The following is a 20,847-nucleotide window of genomic DNA, read 5'->3' as shown; positions in this document are numbered from 1 at the left end:
TTAATTACCATGTTAATAAAATTTATACGATGACGATCATCATACCTACATCAATACTGAAAGTTATACGGGTATTGAATAAGCTGACTGCCTATCTGACTACTGACTTGCTCAGGCTTAATCTGTTTGCGGTTTGAAATTTTCAATTTACCAATCATGTATGAGCATTATTAGTAAATCTGAAAGCGGTAATAAGGGTTCGGGTATAGGCTTAACTACCCTATCGGAAAATCGGAGAATATAAGCATAAACAAATCCTTTTTCTATGGCTTAAGGTACATCAACATTCCGTGTTGAAGGCGTTCAGCAGCCATTTAGCGAATAATTGCTGACTAAACGGTTAATTTATATTATCACTATCTTTATTTAACTTACAACTTAAAAAAACATGTCATTTCGTTTAAAAACCAAAAAAACTCATAAAATAGTCGTTATCGGTTAAAAACCTTAACTATCCTTAGTCAAAAGCCACACCTTAGTCAAAAGCCATAAAATTAAATTGAGATATAAAAAAACGGTCAGCAATCATTCACCAAATCTTTAGGAATAATTACTAACCGTCATTCTTGTGATTCTATCTTTTTTTATAGCAGTTACTCTGTGCCAAGCTCCAATAAGCTAGCATTACCACCGATTGCTGTGGTATTGATCGTTCTTACGCGCTCAGTGACAAAGCGATAGAGATAATCAGGCGTCAGCATCTCTGACAAGCCTTCCATGTCAGTGACCGCAATTACTTGCGTTAAAATACCATCGGTATTGGCAAGCTCTTGGCTGATTACTTGCACTTCGCTCTGATTACCAGCGACAGCCACTTGCGCTAGACGGTCTATATACAATAGCGTAATCGTTTGCGAATCATTAGCAACGCTCAGCACATCATCACTGATACCAGACTCATAGAGGATTTTTTCTGCTTCATTACACATCTCATCTTGGCTTGGGCAATGCAATATTACTTCGTTACCGGTTAATAGCGCTGCTACCAATTGCCCAAGCACTGCCATTGCGCGGGCAGACTCGCCACCGATGACCATTGTCTTACCACGGGCGGTCACATACAAATCATTTGTTTCACCAGTAGCCCCAGTCATACGATGTACTTCATCCAGCATAGGCGCAGCACTCAATAAATGAGCAAACAAACGCTTTGCTTTATTGGCATCACCGGTAAGCAATGCCAATTTTGGAATGGCCGCTTGTATATAAATGGCACGATCTAATGCGCTAAGTAATCGCCAAGCTTCACAAACCTGGGCATGATTTTTTTTGAATTCAGTCGCCATGTTGCTACTCCTTATGCAAGTTCTGTTTGAGTGATTGATTCGGTCGTATTGTTTTTAATACCTACTTGTTCGACAGCTGCTTGCTCTGTACTTAATTGCATAAGACGGGCGACATAATGTGGACCACCCGCTTTAGGACCAGTACCGGACAGACCACAGCCACCAAATGGTTGGACGTTTACGACCGCACCGATTTGGTTGCGATTGATGTAGGTATTGCCCACAAAAGCACGGCGTTCAATATGTTCAACATTGTTTTCAATACGGCTATGAATACCCAAGGTTAAACCAAAACCTGTGCCATTGATTGCGTCAATCAACTTATTCAAGTCAGGGGCTTTATAGCGCAGCACATGCAGGATAGGGCCAAAGTGCTCACCACCAATCACATCAATGCTTTTTACTTCAATCGCAGTTGGCAATACAAAGGTCGATTGCTTTTGACTGACGACCACACTGTCGCTCATCGGTGTCTGCGCCAAAATAGTGGCGGTTGGCTCAGCGCGCATGCGCTCAATATGTGCTTCAAGTCCTCGCTTGGCATCGTTATCGATCACTGGGCCCACATCTGTGGTCGCATATAAAGGATTGCCTACGACCAATTCAGCCATATTTCCTTGGAGCAGCTCAATCAAATCATCAGCCATCTCTTCTTGCACGCACAATATACGGCAAGCAGAACAACGCTGACCTGCTGAGCCAAAAGCAGATAACACCGCATCTCTAACCACTTGTTCTGGCAGTGCTGTCGAATCAACAATCATGGCGTTCTGTCCGCCAGTCTCTGCGATAAATACGGGCAACTCGCCACTAGCTTGAGCATGACTGTTCAGGCTTTGGTTAATCCGCTGAGCCGTTTGGGTCGAGCCAGTAAATATAACACCTGCTATATTATCAGCTGCGGTCAATGCAGCACCAACGTCGCCAGCACCAATCACTAATTGCAACGCTTCTGCTGGTACGCCCGCTTGATACATCAGTTGTGCACCAAAATGAGCAATCAAGCTGGTTTGCTCAGCAGGTTTCGCGACAACCGTATTACCTGCTGCTAATGCCGCTACAATTTGACCGGTATAAATCGCCAATGGAAAGTTCCAAGGGCTAATACAAACAAAGGTGCCACGTGCTTTATAAACTTGACGAGATAGCTTGCCTGCCAAATCAGTAAACTCGTGTACTTTTGCGTCTAAACGCTCTGCTTCATCGGCATAAAAACGGCAAAAATCAACGGCTTCTTTGATTTCATCGATGCCGTCTTGCATCGTTTTACCCGCTTCAATTTGGCATAATGCCATCAATTCAGCATAGTTTTCTTCATATAAATCAGCCACTTTACGTAATATCATAGCGCGCTTAGCAGCGGGGACTTTCTGCCATGCGCATTGCCCTGCTACTGCCGCATCGATCGCTTGGCGCGCCACCTCTGCATTAGCATAGGCTACGTTACCTGCGATGACCTCATGATTCCAAGGAGCGCGTACTGTTTGAGTATTGAGCTGATGGGTTTCGCCATCCGCTTCATAGTCATTAACTGCCTTGCCATTGACAATAGAAGTCGCTGACCAAGTTTTATGCAGATGACTATCAATAGCCGCTTTGAACGGTAGCCATTGTGACTCTACAAATATATTTGGACCAAAGCTGGCACGGCGCGCCCCATAGATATCTAGTGGTAATGGAATATCTGGATTGTGCAAAGTAGCATTGGTCAGTAGCTTGTCATACGGATGCACTATCAGCTTCTCAATCGGATAAGATTTGTCTAATAGCTGATGGACAAACGAGCTGTTGGCACCGTTTTCAAGCAAGCGGCGTACCAAATACGGCAGTAAGTCTTTATGTGCGCCAACGGGAGCATAGATACGTACTGGGATTTGATAAGCTTGTAAAATGTGATCATAAAGCGCGTCGCCCATACCATGTAGACGCTGGAATTCAAAGTCTCTATGCGCACTCATGGTCATAATCGAGGCAAGCGTATGGGCATTGTGAGTAGCAAACTGTGGCCAGATGAGTCCGCGTAAATGCTCTGATAGCAAGAAGCGCGCACACGCAAGATAGGCGGTATCCGTACCTTCTTTACGCGTCCAGACAGGATAGCCTGACAAACCTTTTTGCTGCGCCAATTTAATTTCTGTATCCCAATATGCGCCTTTTACCAGACGTACTGGAATACGGTCACCTACTTCAGTTGCCAAGCGCGCTAGCCATACTAAAATAGCAATAGCACGTTTAGAGTAACCCTGTACCACGATACCTAAACCATCCCAGTCAGCCGTCAAGTTGTCCCGGTATAGAGATTCAAATAACTTTAAAGAAATCTCAAGTCGATCGGCTTCTTCCGCATCGATACTAAGATCAACGTTGACCTCACGTGCCGCTTCAATCAGTAACAAGCAGCGTTGACGTAATAACCCCATCACTTGTGCTTCTTGGGTGGCTTCATAGCGAGGATGCAATGCAGATAGCTTGATAGATACCGACGGCTTTGGCATGCCCTCTTTGACTTTAATACTGGCAGTGGCTTTAATGGCATGCAGATAATCGTTGAAGTATTTTTCGGCATCTTTATGCGTAATCGCTGCTTCGCCTAGCATATCAAATGAATAGGTATAGCCTTTATTGCGATAAGGTTGGCTGTTTTTATTAGCGCCTTCAATGGTTTCACCCAATACAAATTGATGCCCCATGATACGCATGGCTTTTTGCATCGCACTGCGAATGACCGGCTCACCCATCTTTTTGGTCATACGATCCAAAAACCCTGATGCAGTCGTATTACTATCGATACTCACGACACGGCCAGTCATCATCATGCCCCACGTCGAGGCATTGACCATAAAACCATTGTCATTTTTTATGTGCTTTTTCCAGTCAGCCACACTCATTTTGTCATGAATCAACGCATCAGCAGTGTAATTATCTGGTACTCGAATCAAAGCCTCTGCCAAGCTCATCAGCAGAATACCTTCTTGAGTATCCAAACTGTACTCAAGCAATAGTGAGTCGACCATTTTTACGGCTTTGCCATCATTGCGCACGTGCTCGACCAACTGACGAGTCTGCGTGGCAGCAGCTTCACGTTCTGCGTCACTGGGTTTGGCTAATGGCAATAAGTCCGTTAACCAGCGCTCTTCATCGACGCTATATAACGGTGAGATACGTGCATGTAGCTCCTCTGACGACTGGGTAATATATTCTGGTGATAGCAAATCGATAGGATTAAATAAAATCGGCTCTTGCGGGGTAAACTGCTCTACTGGGTTCATAACAACTCCATAACTATCGTTTAAAAACCATCATAAATGGTGCTTTCGGAAATTTGATTATCTATAACCATTATTATCTTTTAACCACTACGACTTTTAATAGCAGGTCATCAATAGTAGATAATGAATAATATTCACAGCAATAATCAAAAGACCAAACGGCGCCATTACAAAACGAGAAAATCCAGCATAGGCTGGAAGGGGTCAAGTAGGTCGTTCTAATGTTAAACGGACTACGTTAACAATATAAAGGCAACAACGTACAGTTAAGCGGCATTAGTGCCTTCTTCTTGTTAGTAGTGAAAGGAGTGCGATTGCAATATTAGCCATCAAACTTAAACGCTACTGGCTCAAATTGCAGTCTTATATGATACTAATTCACTGGTAAGAAAAACCTCTACGGCGTTGATTGAGGTGATGCGCTTAACGTTGTCATATTAACATGAAAAAAAACTTCCAACTAACGATATTACTTAATTCCAACCAATCAAAATATTGTTTAAAAACAAATATTTATTAACACCTCCATAAAAGTGACGCTTTGGTTATAAATTATTGTTTACTAAAAATATTTAATTGGTTTACGAATCAAATACTTGTATACATTTTTGATAAAATAACTTATTTTTAAGCATAAAAAACCCTTGTTATCATTCAATGATAACAAGGGTTCAGAGAATAAAACGGTCGCTTATTTAAGTTTAAGTTTAAGTTTAAGTTTAAGTTTCAGCTAAACTTAAACCTATCTTAAAATGCTATATAAATACAATTTTGGCAAGTAATACGGCGGTTAATATCCAAACTGGGATACTAATATCAGAGAACTTACCTGCTACGACTTTGATGGCAGTAAAGGTAATAAATCCAAGCGCAATACCGTCAGCGACAGAATAGCTCAAAGGTGTAAATAACAGTACTACTACCACTGGCGCTGCTTCTGTTAAATCATTCCATTTAACATCTTTTAAGGTTTCCATCATGAGTACAGCGACATAAAAGATAGCGCCAGCTGTCGCATATCCTGGAATCATACCAGCGAGCGGTGAAAAGAATATACTGAGTAAAAACAAGACCCCCACCGTCACTGCCATAAGCCCAGTACGACCACCTGCAGCAATACCAGAAACACTTTCAATATAACTGGTTGTTGATGATGTTCCCAGTAATGTACCTGCCACAGTCGCGGTTGAATCTGCTAATAGCGCTTTGCCCATATTAGGAATTTTACCGTCTTTACCAATTAAGCCTGCTTGACTGGTGGTCGCAATCAAGGTGCCTGCGGTATCGAATAAATCGACGAATAAGAAGGCAAAGATAACACTGATCATCGCCACATCGAATGCACCAGCAATATCAAGCTGCATAAGCGTTGGGGCAATAGATGGCGGCGCAGATATAATACCAGTGAACTGCGTATTACCCGTAATCAGACTGATAAGCGCCACCAGTAAAATACCAATGGTGACCGCGCCTGGTATTTTTTTATGGGACAGACCAACGATGACAATAAAACCTAATGCCGCCATCGCAGGTGCAAACGTGGTCATATCGCCAAGTCCCACCAGCGTCGCGTCATTATTGACGATAACGCCTGCGGTTTGTAGCGAGATAAAGGCCAAAAACGCACCGATACCAGCGACGACACCTTGTTTAATACTATCCGGAATAGAATTAATAATGATTTCACGGATTTTGAACAAACTTAACAGGACAAAAATACAACCGGACAAAAATACTGCGCCCAGTGCGGTTTGCCAAGCGTAGCCCATCCCTAAAACCACACCATAAGTAAAGAAGGCGTTGAGTCCCATACCTGGTGCTTGTGCAACTGGCAGGCGGGCATAAATCCCCATAATAAAACAACCAATCGCGGCAGCAAGACAAGTAGCGACGAATACCGCGCCTTTATCCATACCAGCGTCAGCAAGGACGTTAGGGTTAACAAAAATAATGTAAGCCATCGTTAAAAACGTGGTTACACCCGCTAAAATCTCCGTTTTGATCGTGGTGTTTTCACCATTGATCCCAAAATAGCGTTCGATTGCGTTCATAAGAGTCGCTTCCAAATTGCAGTAAGTAAATTATCATTATCCAACGGTATTGATAACTGTCGCTTCCAAGTTGCAACAATCAATGCTGCGTTTAAATCAAACATATAAAAATACATCCAAATTGCGACGATAAATGACGCTTCCAAATTGCGACTGTAAATGACGCTTATAAACTAAGGTTAGAGATGATGCTTTTAGTCCTTTAGCCACACATAATTTGGCAAATACAAAACTATCATGAAAAATGATAGCAACAAACGATAACATTCTAGTGAAATTATCTTACAATTTCAATGAATCTGGTCACCTTCTAGCTGCAAGAGTGCAAATTAGTTGACCATATGGACAATATGATAAAATCTATACGCTGTCATCATGTTTTTTAGAAAAAAACCATCATTGTGTAATTAGCACATTATTAGTGATATTTATCTAGTTTAACAGTACACTAGTGGGTTGAGATAAAAGCGCCACTTAGATTGACTATTATCAATTATCCATGAGTTCAATACATGCCTGAATCATTAAATATTATCGACCTTATCACCCAAGCCAGTCTACTGGTACAGATCGTGATGGCATTATTATTATTAGCCTCTTTGCTCAGTTGGGTCATTATTTTTCGAATGAGTGCGCGGCTCGGTACCGCCAAAAACTTTGACCAACAGTTTGAAACTTGGTTTTGGTCAGGTGAAGATTTAGCCAAACTATATCAAGGGATTCAGGGGTCACCTGAGCGCCAAGGGCTTGAGCAGATTTTTTATGTTGGGTTTTCTGAATACTTAAGAATGCATAAGAAACGCCAACCTAAAGACGACATCATTGATGGTGTCGAGCGCAAGCTAAGAGTTGGCTTAGGACGTCAACAACAACTCTTAGAGTCAGGACTAACGACGCTCGCAAGCATTGGTTCGGTTGCGCCATATGTTGGCTTATTTGGTACCGTTTGGGGCATCATGAATGCATTTTTGGGGCTATCACAAACTGAGCAAGCTACCTTAGCCACTGTCGCCCCTGGTATCGCTGAAGCATTGATTGCAACTGCTATGGGTTTGTTTGCCGCTATTCCTGCTGTACTGGCTTATAACCATTTTACGGCCAAATCCAGTCGCCTATATGATTCACGCGCGTTATTTTGCGATGAGATGACCGGTATGCTACAACGCGAAACCAGTATTGAAAATCCGCAACCTAGCACTCAAGTAAACCAAGTCAATCAAAGTACTCAGGTAGCTGGTCTATGAAACAAAGTCCCTATCGCCGTGAGAAAAAAGCGCTGAATGCGGAGATGAACGTTGTTCCTTATATCGACGTGATGTTGGTGCTGCTAGTGATATTTATGGTTACAGCGCCGATGCTGATTACCGGTGTCGATGTTGATTTACCAAAAGAGCAAACCAATACCATGAGTCAAAGCCAGCTGCCAGTGATTGTTTCTTTAACTGGCAATGGCGAGATTTTTATCAGTTATGAAAGCAAGGTTGATGTACCTGTTAGTGAGCCGGAGCTGATTGATACCCTAACTACTTTGCAAAGCCAAAGCAGTGATGCAGGCGCTCAGCCGGTACAAGTGATGATTAATGCCGACCAAAACAATCAATATGGCGCCATCATGACGCTAATGGCGACTTTACAACAAGCCGGTATCCAAAAGGTCGGGCTATTGACTGGCGCTCCCCTGCCTACCCCTTCATTGTAATAAATTGCATGTTTAATTTAGCTGGTTATAATAAAGTAGATAATCTGATGAAATCCTCTATTGAGTTTCGCCTTCTTGATTGCCACGTTCTTGAGTATCATTTTTTTGAGTATAGATGTCATGCATAATGCTCCTGTCGTTTATGTACCGACTGAACCCGAAGGCAATGGGCTGACCTTGCCCACGCTACTCAGTTTGCTTGCCCATAGTCTCGTGATTGGAATACTTATCTATACCTATCAAAATATGGAAGTAGAAACTGCTGGCAGCATCGAAACGGTCATGGTTTCACCTGAGCAATTGGCTGAGATGCAAGGTCAAATCCTTGCCAATCGTGCAGCGGCAGCCAGTGCAATGCAGTCTGAAAGCAGTGCAAGCGGCGCATCAAGTGCCATGCAAACAGAATCCTTTGACGGTAGCGTTAGCACTCCAAATCCTACTCAACAAAGCTCCCAGCGCGTGCCCGTTTTTACGCGCTCTGATGATCCTGCTAGTCGCCCCATGCTTATGAGTGAGGAGCAGCATCAACGCTTGCTTGAGCAAAATCAAGAGTATGAACGCGGAATGGCTGAGTGGGCAGCACAGTTAGATGAATCAGTGCTAGAAGAACATGACCAAGTTGAAAAAGAAAAAAGACAGCAACTTATCGAAGAACAAAAAAAACTTGGGGATTTTCGTAATAAACAAAACAATCCTCCTAAGATTAAACGTCCCACTGCCAACGACCGAAACATAGAAATTAATACGGGTGGCTCTGGTAGTGCAGGTCAAAAATTTAGCTTATCAGATGACGGGCAATCGACTCTATCTGGTGATACAACGACATCAAGTACCTCAAAAGGAAGTAGTCGTTCAGCATCAAGCGGTGCTCGCGGCGCAAGTAACAGCGAAATCATTAACCTAATCAAGCGTAATTACAATCCACCGATAGCAGCGAAGGGCTCAACTCAACGTGCCACGCTAACGATTACCGTCAATGCTAGCGGTAATATCGTCAACGTCACCGCTTCTGGACCTGATAGCGCCGTTAATGAAGCGGCCAAACAAGCCGTTCTGGACACGGGTAGCTTACCAATTGATGCCGATGATCCTAAATACCCCACTTTTACCATACAGTTTAAGGGTAGCAATTAATCGGTTGCTCAATCCTTATATTATTGATAACGTTACCTTAAGCGACTTGCGCGGCCAGACATATTGCCTTACTTTAATACCCAACTTAGCACTTATAAAAACAATGATTACCCTAATTTAGGAGTTCGACTTGGTCATGCGTACCCACAAAAAACTATTCCTCTCTTTACTTTCTTGCACCTCAAGCCTACTTGTTGCTCCCAGTGTATTTGCGGCACCGGTCGTTTTAGAATTGGATTATGAGATTCCAGTCCAACAAAGCCAAGTTGCGTTTGTGCCGTTTGCTGGCGACTCCGTTTTATCACCTATTATTTTCAATGATTTGAGCAAAACTGAACTAAAAGTCACCAACCAAAATCTACCACAACAACCGCGCAGTAGTAGCGAGCTGGCAGGTACATTGCCCGTATGGCAAAGTATGGGTATTCCTTATCTCGTGGTTGGTAGCACTCGTAGTAATCGCGGTAAGGTCGTGACTGATTATGAAGTGATTGAGGTTAAAACTGGTCGTGTGATAGAAGGTAAGCAAACCTTAACCGCTGAAAACAATAAAGAAAGCATGCGTTACGCCGGTCACGTCATCGCTGACAAAGTCTATGAGCTGATTACGGGTATTCCAGGTGACTTCTCAGGGCGTATTGCCTATATCGAAGAGGTTGGTGCAGGAAAAGAGAAAGTATCGCGCTTAAAGGTAATGGATGCTGACGGTGAAAACGCCAAAACTATTACTGAAGTGGCAGGCTCTATCTTCTCGCCGACATGGTCGCCAGATGGCAACCGTATCGCTTATTCGGTACAACGCGATAAATCGTATCCTGTTATCTACGTACAAAGCGTGAGCGGTGGTAGTGCGACACCATTAACGCCCTTCCCTGGTAGTAATTTAAGTCCATCATTTTCACCAGATGGCAGCAAAATACTATTTTCAAGCAGCTTTGAAGGCAGCGCTGATATTTACGAGATGAGCGCCAGTGGCGGTCAACCTAGAAGAATTACCAATTGGCCAAGCAGTGAAGTGCAACCAAGCTATGCGCCTGATGGTAAATCTTTTGTGTTCGTTAGTGATCGAGCAGGATTTAATAAACCACAGATTTATCGTTATGAGTTTGGCTCAGGACGTACGACCAAGGTGTCAAATAGTGGTTATGCCACCAGCCCACAATTCAGTAGCGATGGTTCACAAATTGCTTTTTTAAGTGGTCGCTCAGCCGCTATCATGAATAGCGGCGGTGCCGTCACTACTAATTTGGGAAATACGGGTATCGACGAAGCACCGAGCTTTTCGCCTAACGGTAAGCGCGTTGTTTATGCTTCAAAGCAAGGTGGAAAAGGTGTATTGACCATTAAATCACTGAACGGTGGTGAATCGTTTGGTAAATCTGGGCAAGGCGTCATTCGCTCACCTGTATGGTCAGCCAGTCCCAGATAAAGCTAGAACTTTACAACGTCTTAATCACAAAAAAGCGCCCAAACTATCGGGCGCTTTTTTATGGTTAAAAAAATAGTAGTTATTTAGAGTGATTCAAAACACTTACATTTATTCGCTTGGGTCACTCACTTGGATCATAGCCCGGCGGATTAGCATGTCTAAGCTTTGCCACATCTTCGGCAGTAACTGTATCGGTGAAACCATTTAAATCACTCACAACGTACTGAGTAACCGCAGCCATCTGCTCATCATTCATCATCATGTGAAATGACGGCATACCACGAAAGCCATTAATCAAAATATCAATGATGTAGTATTTTGACTGCATCTTGCTATTGTTTGCTAGTGGTGGATAATAGCCCGCTCCCTGCGCTCCTTCGCCTTTATGCATGTGACAGCCAGCACATGAGTCATGATAAAGCTTTTTGCCATCCGTAGTCACAAAAGCATTGGTGCCTTCAAACTTCGCTTCCCACTCGCTGATACTTGGATCGTTTTCCATACTAGGTAGTGAGCTGTCATCAACAACATTGATAACCGGCGCTTTTAGCTCCTCACGACTCATATAGACACCGCCCCAACTACCCGTGTTTCGACTTGCTTGGTAGTCAGGAGCTTGTGCTGCATCGTGTTTACTAGCCACAGTCTCTACGTCATCTGCTTGTTGACTACAACCTACTAGTGCAGTACTACCTATCATACTCAGCACTATAACCGTCAGCAGTTTAGGTGTCATGATTGCTTTTTTCACGATTGGATTGTCCATGATAGCCTCTGAATTTATTATCGTTATCCATATTACTTAAGCATTATTAACCTAGCATTTTTGCTTTTTTATGCAGGCGCTTAGCCGCATCCATGCCAGATAAAATAGCCCCTTCCTGCCACGCTGGAATATGCGAGCAATGCTCACCGGTCAGCACAATACGGTTATCTATACTGCATAAGGTATCGTAGTGTTGTTCGCGACTTGACTCGCTCCAAATACCGTAGCAGCCAAGCGTCCACGGGATACGATGCCAAACGACTGAGGTTCCGGCGCGGAATTCTTTTGGATACTGTGGGTGGATATATTTTCCGTAAGCAAGTGCCACATTGATACGCTCTTGCGGGGTCAAGGTATTAAACTTATATGACGTTGCACCAAAGCCATAAGCGCCTAGCAATACTCCAGAGCCATCTTTAAACATATCTTCTGAAGGATAAGAAATTTGGGTAATAGGCATATTGGTATAGGTTAAGCCGCCGTAAATCCACTCATCCTCTTCCCAAAAGCGGCGATTAAATTCTAAACCGATTTTATAAGACGTATCATAAGGTACGGCTGCCATCGCTTGTTTCATCGGTTTTGAAACGTTGATATCAAGCTGCGTCAGTACAGTTAATGGAATATTACAGATACACCAATCAGCACGAATGGTTTTGGTTGCGCCGTCTGGACTATTACTGTCTACATAGTCGACGGTTACGCCGCTTTCGTCTTGATGAATCTTGGTGACTTTGGCATTGAATTCAATCATATCGCGGCACTCACGCGTGAATGCATCACCGATTTTACCCATTCCACCGACTGGCTGGAACATCGTTGGTTGATGGACATAGACGTTGTGGTTGCTATAAATATCTGCCCACATGCCTGAATCTAATAATTCATTCATCGGTAGAACTTTTGAGGGCTTTTCATTAGGCATTAACCCGCCACCCGGTAGCACACTATAGCCACGATGTTTACTGGTTTCGTGGCTGGTTCTATAACGATAGTCTTTATCCAGCACACCCCAGCCTTTTAAGCCTTCGAGTAGCTTTTCTTTGTCTTCAGTGTTTACTGAGCGATCAAGACTGCCAACATTTACTGCCTTTGATAATAACTCTGATACATGACCTTGGATATCGTTCTTTACATCACCCAAACGCTGCGGTACACCACCAAAGTGATCGGTGCGATGCAGATAAGCCCGATCATTGGTTTGTATAAATGGCTGCATCTCAACGCCGAACTGTTTACAGTAATGAAATACAGCGTAGTGATGGCTTGGTAAACGCCATGGTCCACCATTAAAATAATTGCCTTCCTCAAAATCACAAGTGACCTCTTCGCCACCAAGCTCGGTATATTTATCACCACTATTCAGCGTCCAGCTACGACCGCCACCACGGTTTTGAAACTCAAGTACTTTGACATCATAACCCGCTTTGCGCAGCTCATACGCCGCAGTCAATCCGCCAAGACCGGCGCCAAGAATGACAATAGTAGCACCAGCAGGCGCGCCCTTTAAATCCATGGTTTCTTTGAAGCTCGATTCTGAGGCAAACCCTAAGGTAGTCATTGCCTGATACATCGCGGTTGCACCTGCTGTTTTACCAATCATCGAGAGCAGTTGACGCCGCGTGGGTGATTGAAGCATGTCTTTCATAATAATGTCCTTAAAGTAGACGTTGGTACATGACAGTAGGCGCTCTTTTTATTAATAACGACTTATTCTATTAATCTGCTTGGTTTAATTTTGCGTCTATTTACCAAGTTATAGCGCTCTACCTTGCTGCCCTTAAATCTTGTCTGATAATAAGCATGTAAAATGCGTTTATAATATCCATTGCTGTGCCGTCTTATTGAATATAAACATTCAAATTAACGACGGCGCCTATTACGTATGATGGCTCGAACAATAAATATAATGACCGCAATAGCCACAATAATGCCTAATATCGCAAGCAAGCCAGCATACTTAATTAAAAAAGGCTTATCAGCACCAGTGGTTGCGATACGATCGACATCCGCCGCACTTACGGCACTGCTAGCAAGACCACCAAAGTTCACACGTACGTAGTTGGCGATACTGGCAATCTGCTCATTATCTAGTTGATCAGAAAATGCAGGCATAATAGGTGAGGTATTGGTGCTACCTACCACTCCATGAAGAATGATGTTTACTAGCGCATCAGGTTTATCACGGCGGATACTACTTAAACCTACGATAGGAGAATATTGAGCATCGGGTTGACCATAGCCATCTACACCGTGACAGCTACCACAAGTCGCTAAATATAAAGATTTTGGTGAATTACTGCCGTTGCTTACTTCTGTTTTTGCTTGCGCCAAATAATCTTTTTGAGCAAGTAAGTCATGGGTGATAGACTCGCTAACGCGGGTTGGCAAACGTGAGACATCGACAGCAGACACCTTATCATCCGTTTGGATGGCAGGTACTGCTTTTAGATAAGAGGCAATCGCACTCAAATCTTCATTTTTTAGATACTGCGTACTGTGCGCGACCGCTTCACCCATCGGACCACCAGCATAAGCACGCTGGTCAAGCTCACCGGTACGTAGATAAGTGATAATGTCTTGCTCACTCCAGCTACCAATACCACTCGACTCGTCAGGTGTAATATTTGGTGCATGCCAATTACCAAGCTGAGCGCCCGACAAATACATTTTTTTATCAAAACCCATCGTGCTATTACGCGGTGTATGGCAAGTACCGCAATGTTCTAGATTGTTGACAATATATTCACCACGTTGCTGCGTTTCATTGAGACCGTCACGCTTTTCGGTAGAAGGGACGTTTAAAAAGTTCCAACCAAGCATGAGCGCACGAATATTAAACGGAAATGGCAAGTCGGTTTTTTGCTTGGGCGCTTCGTCGACGACTGGCACCGTTTGCAGATAGGCAAATAACGCACTGATATCTTCCTCTTTCATGCCGTTATAGGAAGGATATGGCATAGCAGGATATAGCATATGGTTCGGCGCGCGGCCTTTTTGCAAAGCGTTTTTTAAATCGGTCTCAGTATAGTTACCGATACCGTAACGCTTAGATGGGGTAATATTGGTTGAGTAGATCTCTCCCATCGGCGTTTCAATCGCCGTACCGCCCGTATAACTTTCACCATGGCATGCCATACAGTCAGCAGCACGCGCGATATAGGCACCTCGATTGACAAGCTCGCTATTGGCTGGACTTATATTAGGTAAGCTAGCATTGGGTAAGCTAGCATTAACAAGGTCAGCACCTTCAGCCATCGCGGCGCTGGAGGTAATACCAATGACAAGCATCGATAACATCACAGAAAGTGGCTTCATAATATCCTCATATAGCTGGCACCTAGGGTGTTTTAATAATTGATGGCGCATGACATTTAATATTGATCTAAATTTTTATGATTATCTGTTTTACTACTCTGTTTACCGCTCACTAAAAAATTGTATAGCTCACTAAAAGATCTAGTAAATAGTAATCAAAAACCAAATAGTTACTAAATACTGTCTGCCCACCTCACTAATGTAAGACTATTTCGCCTCTATTACTTAAATATTAACTCATTGCCCTCATTTTTTTACAAAACTTAAAGAACCTATTTATCGGTACCAATCTCTACTAAATTAATATGTTTTTATATATTATAATTATTAATAATTTAACGAATCCCTTGAAAAACAATAACTAAGGAAATATAGAATGGCGATTTTTCTTTCTATGAGAGACACATAGTTATGGATAAATCTCAAAAATTCAGCTTATTACCTCTAATTAATAGTTTTGACCGTACATAATAGATACATAGGCTCAAGTCATCATATCTTCTACATTCAACATTATCTTTCCATTGCTATGAAACAAGCGCTTGCACAACGCTCTATTTTGTTTATGATAGGCGCTATTTTAGCGTCGCCGATTCCCTGTTGAGATACCACTATGAAGTTGTTAACCCTGAGCTATTTATTTACAGCTGTCCTATTGATGACAGGTTGCCAATCATTTCAATTTGTCGAAAGTCCAATTCCTGTCAAAAATGCTCCTATCAAAAACATTTTGGTTAAAACTGTTCCAGCTGCACCTATTACCCTCCAAAATAACGCTCAATAAAATAATGCTCAATAAAATGAGCACAGCAAAAAAAAGCAGATATCGGTTTGATATCTGCTTTCTGATGTTTAATAAATAACTATGAATGATTTAGTGGCAGCTTATGCTAGCTTTCTGAAGATGTTGGCTCATGCTTGGGTTGATGCTTAATAATGGTTTTGGCCAAATGATCACCAAACCAAATAGCGGTATCAATATCGCCCACTCCTGGTGTTTCTTCAGGTGGCCCATCAAGCGACTGGGTCATCAAACCCAAAAAACTCGATAAACGGTTTAAATCATGTGCTTCATGACCTGTTGGCATCAGCGGCATACCGATCCAATTCATCCCATGCTGCATAGTGTAAAGACAAATCTGTTGGAGTACGGCAAGCTTATCACCGCTAAGTCCGCCTGAGTTGGCGAAACCGGCCGCCCACTTGCCTTCCCATTTACGATGATACCAACGCTTTGATGTTTCATCCATAAAGATCTTAAAGCCTGCCGTCACGCTACCCATATATACTGCACTACCAAACACCAATAGATCGGCCTGATCCAAAAATTCCCAATCGACATCATGCACATCGACTGCTTTGGCTTGCGCTGCTGGTAATTGCTGACGAGCGCCAGTGACTATTGCTTCGGCAACACGCTTGGTATGACCATAGTTACTATGATAAATGACGGCCATTGATACACTGGGAGGGTTATCATCATGAGGTGATACTATAGACGGTGTGACAGATGTATTCATACAAACTCTAATAATGGTGGTAAATAATGAAATAAAAAATAAGAAGATTCATCAGGCTCGTGATTCTTAATGATAAAATGATGTATTTATTATGATGCAGTCATTATGATTAAGTTACTATAATTAAGTTACTATGTTTCAATTACTGTATTTTAGCTGCCATGCTTCAGTTATTATATGGAAGCACTACGTGTAATAATCAATGCCATACGTCCTGTGGCAGGCTGCTGCAAATGAGTCTGACGCCGATAAGAATAGTAACGATCATCAGCATAGCTACAAGGTATCGATGACGAATTGCATACTGTGATACCTGCTGCTTGCAATTGATCGGCGGCAAGCCTTGGTAAGTTTATCTTAATTTTTTCTTCGTCGACTTTAGCATAACTTGATAGTTTATCAACTGTCTTATGTAATCTTTGAACATCTAGATCAGCATCAGCATCAGCATTGATCACAGCAGTCATAACGTAGCGTTCATCAAAATGATTAATACCATCTATAGTCAATGACTGATTTTTGATGCAACCTGCCAGTAGCTTATCCCGAACATCGCTACCAACTTCGTAATTATCTTGACTGATACAAACCCCTATCCAAGCCAGAATCTGCCCGCTGTCACTAAAACGCTCGGCTGTCACCTTAATAACGCCACACGCCAGCCCTTGCCAGCCAGCATGAATAGCTGCAATTTGCCCTGTTGTTGGCTGGTATAAGACAATCGGTACACAATCGGCAGTCATTATCGCCAGTCCTAAAGCAACTTGCTGACTAAGCATCACATCAGCGGCCATTGGCTCCATGCTCAGCGCTGTCGCGTCGATATCATGAATCTTCTTGCCATGGATTTGATTAACCCAGTGCAAGCTTTTAATAGGCAGGCTATTAGTAGATGAGTTTTGTTGTGGCGCTGCTAATTGCTCATTGATAGCCGTGAGCAAACGCATCCGATTGGTTAATACTTGAGCTGCATCGTCATTGACATGCAAGCCTAAATTCAGCTCGCCATAACTTGCTTGCTTTCGCTGTTGCGTCTGCTGATGTTTTTTCGATATAGCATCAGCAGCAATGCTTGAGAAAGCAGCCGTTTGAAAAACAGCCACGTCATCCAGTTGCGCGAGTAATGTTATAGGAAGCTTATTAGTCATGGCTTATTCATCATAGCTTAGTCATCCCTTATCGTTCATCGCGGCTTATTTAATAACCTTTTTAATAACCTTTGTACGATAATTTTTCTTCAGGGTCATAGCCGTCGTTTAACACGGCAATCAATTGTTCCATATCTTCAGGCATTGGCGTCATAACCTCAACATCCTCACCGGTCGTTGGATGGACAAAACCCAGCGTATAAGCATGCAATGCTTGGCGAGGAAAATTACTAATCGCTTGACGTTGCGCTTCGGTCAGACCTGAGCGCAGTTGACGACGACCACCGTAGACCCGATCACCCACTATCGGATAGGTAATATGACTCAAATGCACTCGAATTTGGTGAGTACGCCCAGTCTCAAGACCTACGTCTAATAAACAGTAATTGCCATTGAGCGCGGTCACATTTAATAAATGCGTGACTGCTTCGCGCCCTGCCGTCATCACCGTCATTTTGGTACGCTGATTACGATGGCGACCAATCGGTGCATCGATAAGGCGATGACGCAATAAGCTCGCTTGATCGCCTGCCACCACACACTGATAATGGCGATAGACAGACTTGTCTTTTAGCTGCTCCATCAATGCCAGTTGCGCAGGCTTAGTCTTGCCAATCAGCAATAGCCCCGAAGTATCTTTATCAATCCGGTGTACCAACCCTGCACGCGGTAGATGGTGCTGCTGCGGATAGTGATAGAGTAGCGCATTGACCAAGGTGCCGGTTTGATTGCCCGCGCCAGGATGTACCACCATACCCACAGGTTTATTGATGACCAATACATCGTCATCTTCATAGACCACGTCGATGTCGATATTTTCTGGCTGATCTTCACTATGCTGCTGTAATGTCGTTGATAAATGCAAGACATCGCCTGCTTTGACACGGATTTTTGGTTTTTGCACACTACCGTTATAAAGCAAGCTGCCGTCAATAACCCACCCTTGCAGCTGGGCACGCGAAAAATCGGTAAATATTTTTGATGCCAATTTATCAATACGTAAACCGGCTTCATCTTCTATCACCGTATGCGTGACATCAATAATAACGGGTATTGCCTGCCCCGCTATTGACGCTTCATCATCGCCGTGCTCATCTTCATCTAGTTCTTCATCGATATTACCATCTAGTTCTTCATCCAGCTCTTTGTCAAGGTCGCCATCTAGCACTTCGTCATCGGATAAGCTATCGTCGTACATATGCTCATCAAAAGCTGTCTGATTATCGTCAGGTAAATCACTATTATTCAAAACGTTATTTGGCATTGGTAACTCTTGTGCTGATGAATCAGTATCTGGCGATTGATTCGGTGGTAAATGGGTAGTCATAGCATCATTATTCATGGCGGATTCATATATGGCAAAGTCCCTGACGTTGTTCTGTAAGGAGACTTCATAAGAAAACTGGGTGGTGCTTACTGACTATTAAAAACTGACCATTAAAAATAGGCATGGTCAAAAAATCGGAAGTAATATCGCCATAGTGTAACATGCTGAGCGTTCAAGCCCTATAAAAGCTGAGCGTTATCTAACATTTTATAATGCTCAATTGAGCTTTTATCATCCGCCGTTAACTCTCTAAAATATAACATTGCTGTAATTTACTGTATATTTGTCGATGTCAGCGATATTGGATATCGCTCGTTACAGCGGCTCATGCTAAACTATCGAGCGCAAGAGAAATGCGTAAAGTGCTTCAAGCTCGTAGCAGATGTAAAGTGCCACTTAGTAAAATTAGTAAAAATTGTCGCTTGGTAAAAAAGTACTGCTTAATAAAAATAAGCAACGGTTGGAGCACCTAACTACAAAATAGATAACGAAAAAATAGACGAAGCAAATGTTATTCTATAAAGTAAGCCATGTTTTGCTGTATGCTATGGCACTGTATTATTATCGGACTATATTTATTGCAAGCATTGTATGAACGCTTCTGGTTTGATTGATTTAATACATACCCTATCTCATTCAGCTGTTGTAATAACGATAACAGGTATGCTCGATAATTGGCATACTTAATAACAGACCACTATTGATGCCCTGTGCATCGTTTTTTATCATCAATCTTAATATATAGTATGATAGCGTTACTGCTATTATACGTCTTGTGTCGGAGAAGAAGTATGCAAGCTGTTGGCAATACGTTTATCAAACTTTCCTCAATCACCTTACTGGCCCTAAGTGTCAACTTGGTGGGTTGTCAAACGTTTAAAAACCTGACCGGCGGCAAAGACGTGGATGCGGTTGAAACTGCTGAGAAGTCAGAGCAAGGTTACTATAACAACGCCATTGCCCAGATTGATAAAGGTCGCTATACCCAAGCCGTCGAAGATTTGACCAACTTACGTACCTTTTATCCGACTGGACAATATGCTGAACAAGCATTGCTCGATATGATGTATGCACAATATGCAAGTGGTAAATACGAAACCGCAGCTGCCAGTGCAGATCAGTTTATCCGTCTATACCCTTCTAATCCGCAGGTCAGCTATGCCTACTATGTGCGCGGTGTGGCTAACATGCAAGGCTCGTCTGAAGGCCTAAAACTATTTAAGCTCAATCAAGCTGAACGTGATACCGCATATTTGCGTATTGCCTTTGCAAATTTCCAAGAGCTTATCAATAAGTATCCGAACAGTCCTTATACGCCAGATGCTGCTCAGCGCATGACCTTTATCTATAACCAGTTTGCTGAAAGTGAGATGAGCGCTGCCAATTGGTATATTGAGCGCGAAGCTTATGTCGCGGCTGTCAATCGTGCAAAATGGGTCTTTCAATACTATCCACTCAGTGAATCCGTACCAGAAGCGATCGCTGTACTTGCTTATAGTCATGAAAAATTGGGTCTAAATGATTTGGCAAAAGAGTATAAAACACTATTGCAAATTAATTATCCAAATTTACTAACTGCTGATGGACGCGTCAAGCTCGACACCAAACGTGACCGTAATTTGTTCAATAAATTGACCTTTGGGCAGCTGAGCCGTTTTAACAAGGACACCTCAGTTGCTGAAGGCAATTACAACGGGGCGACCAAAACCCAAGTCATTCGTAATGCCAATCAATTAAGATTGCCGAGCGACAACGCTGCTGCCAATACAGCTGCGCCAACAAGCAATACTTCTCCGCTGCGTCTGACTGATGAAAATCGCCGTGTGCGCCTAGGTGCAGTTGAAAATGAAAGCATCGATATGACAGAGGGTAATTAATCCTATTTCAGCATAAGTATGCT

14 protein-coding genes are annotated in these 20,847 nt (G+C 42.9%); 5 read left to right on the top strand and 9 right to left on the bottom strand.

The window, feature by feature from the left end; all coding sequences use genetic code 11:
* Window positions 1–593: 593 nt before the first annotated feature.
* From EPB74_RS00685 to EPB74_RS00675, 3 genes are all read right to left on the bottom strand, one after another.
* Window positions 594–1,286 carry a 1-pyrroline-5-carboxylate dehydrogenase gene (locus EPB74_RS00685; RefSeq protein WP_274902222.1) on the bottom strand — a complete coding sequence of 231 codons (693 nt, stop codon included), beginning with the start codon at window positions 1,284–1,286 and terminating at the stop codon, window positions 594–596.
* Between the two features lie 11 nt (window positions 1,287–1,297).
* Complete coding sequence (putA, locus tag EPB74_RS00680) at window positions 1,298–4,555, bottom strand: bifunctional proline dehydrogenase/L-glutamate gamma-semialdehyde dehydrogenase PutA (RefSeq protein ID WP_274902221.1); 3,258 nt, start codon at window positions 4,553–4,555, stop codon at window positions 1,298–1,300.
* Window positions 4,556–5,310: 755 nt separating this feature from the next.
* Window positions 5,311–6,606 carry an NCS2 family permease gene (locus tag EPB74_RS00675; RefSeq protein ID WP_274902220.1) on the bottom strand — a complete coding sequence of 432 codons (1,296 nt, stop codon included), beginning with the start codon at window positions 6,604–6,606 and terminating at the stop codon, window positions 5,311–5,313.
* A 512-nt stretch (window positions 6,607–7,118) separates the two neighbouring features.
* Here EPB74_RS00675 and tolQ point away from each other — a divergent pair.
* From tolQ to EPB74_RS00655, 4 genes are all read left to right on the top strand, one after another.
* A complete protein-coding gene (gene tolQ, locus EPB74_RS00670) occupies window positions 7,119–7,850 on the top strand; it encodes a protein TolQ (RefSeq protein WP_079691965.1) in 732 nt (243 codons plus the stop codon).
* Complete coding sequence (gene tolR / locus EPB74_RS00665) at window positions 7,847–8,305, top strand: protein TolR (protein WP_274902219.1); 459 nt, start codon at window positions 7,847–7,849, stop codon at window positions 8,303–8,305. The genes tolQ and tolR overlap by 4 nt, the downstream gene beginning before the upstream one ends.
* A 120-nt stretch (window positions 8,306–8,425) precedes the next feature.
* A complete protein-coding gene (locus EPB74_RS00660) occupies window positions 8,426–9,439 on the top strand; it encodes a cell envelope integrity protein TolA (protein ID WP_274902218.1) in 1,014 nt (337 codons plus the stop codon).
* A 136-nt stretch (window positions 9,440–9,575) separates the two neighbouring features.
* Window positions 9,576–10,868, top strand: a complete 1,293-nt coding sequence (locus tag EPB74_RS00655) for a translocation protein TolB (RefSeq protein ID WP_274902217.1) — start codon at window positions 9,576–9,578, stop codon at window positions 10,866–10,868.
* Window positions 10,869–10,989: 121 nt separating this feature from the next.
* Here EPB74_RS00655 and EPB74_RS00650 read toward each other — a convergent pair whose 3' ends face one another.
* From EPB74_RS00650 to EPB74_RS00625, 6 genes are all read right to left on the bottom strand, one after another.
* Window positions 10,990–11,634, bottom strand: a complete 645-nt coding sequence (locus EPB74_RS00650) for a c-type cytochrome (protein WP_274902216.1) — start codon at window positions 11,632–11,634, stop codon at window positions 10,990–10,992.
* Window positions 11,635–11,680: 46 nt separating this feature from the next.
* On the bottom strand, window positions 11,681–13,282 hold the full coding sequence (locus tag EPB74_RS00645; RefSeq protein WP_079691970.1) for a flavin monoamine oxidase family protein: 1,602 nt from the start codon (window positions 13,280–13,282) through the stop codon (window positions 11,681–11,683).
* 215 nt (window positions 13,283–13,497) lie between these two features.
* Window positions 13,498–14,952, bottom strand: coding sequence for a cytochrome c (locus EPB74_RS00640; protein WP_274902215.1), 1,455 nt, complete (start codon window positions 14,950–14,952; stop codon window positions 13,498–13,500).
* Between the two features lie 890 nt (window positions 14,953–15,842).
* Complete coding sequence (locus tag EPB74_RS00635; protein ID WP_079691972.1) at window positions 15,843–16,472, bottom strand: flavodoxin family protein; 630 nt, start codon at window positions 16,470–16,472, stop codon at window positions 15,843–15,845.
* Between the two features lie 173 nt (window positions 16,473–16,645).
* Window positions 16,646–17,620, bottom strand: coding sequence for a polyphenol oxidase family protein (locus EPB74_RS00630; RefSeq protein WP_274902214.1), 975 nt, complete (start codon window positions 17,618–17,620; stop codon window positions 16,646–16,648).
* 61 nt (window positions 17,621–17,681) lie between these two features.
* Entirely contained in the window at window positions 17,682–18,962 is a 1,281-nt protein-coding gene (locus tag EPB74_RS00625) for an RluA family pseudouridine synthase (protein WP_446740002.1), read from the bottom strand.
* Between the two features lie 776 nt (window positions 18,963–19,738).
* On the opposite strand from EPB74_RS00625, the gene EPB74_RS00620 reads away from it, so the two are divergent.
* The gene (locus EPB74_RS00620) at window positions 19,739–20,824 is read left to right on the top strand and encodes an outer membrane protein assembly factor BamD (RefSeq protein ID WP_274902213.1); all 1,086 of its coding nucleotides are present in this window, start codon (window positions 19,739–19,741) and stop codon (window positions 20,822–20,824) included.
* Window positions 20,825–20,847 lie beyond the last annotated feature (23 nt).

The organism is Psychrobacter sp. DAB_AL62B (assembly GCF_028895345.1).
In the GTDB taxonomy this organism is placed as follows: domain Bacteria; phylum Pseudomonadota; class Gammaproteobacteria; order Pseudomonadales; family Moraxellaceae; genus Psychrobacter.
This window is presented reverse-complemented; position numbering and strand designations above follow the sequence as displayed.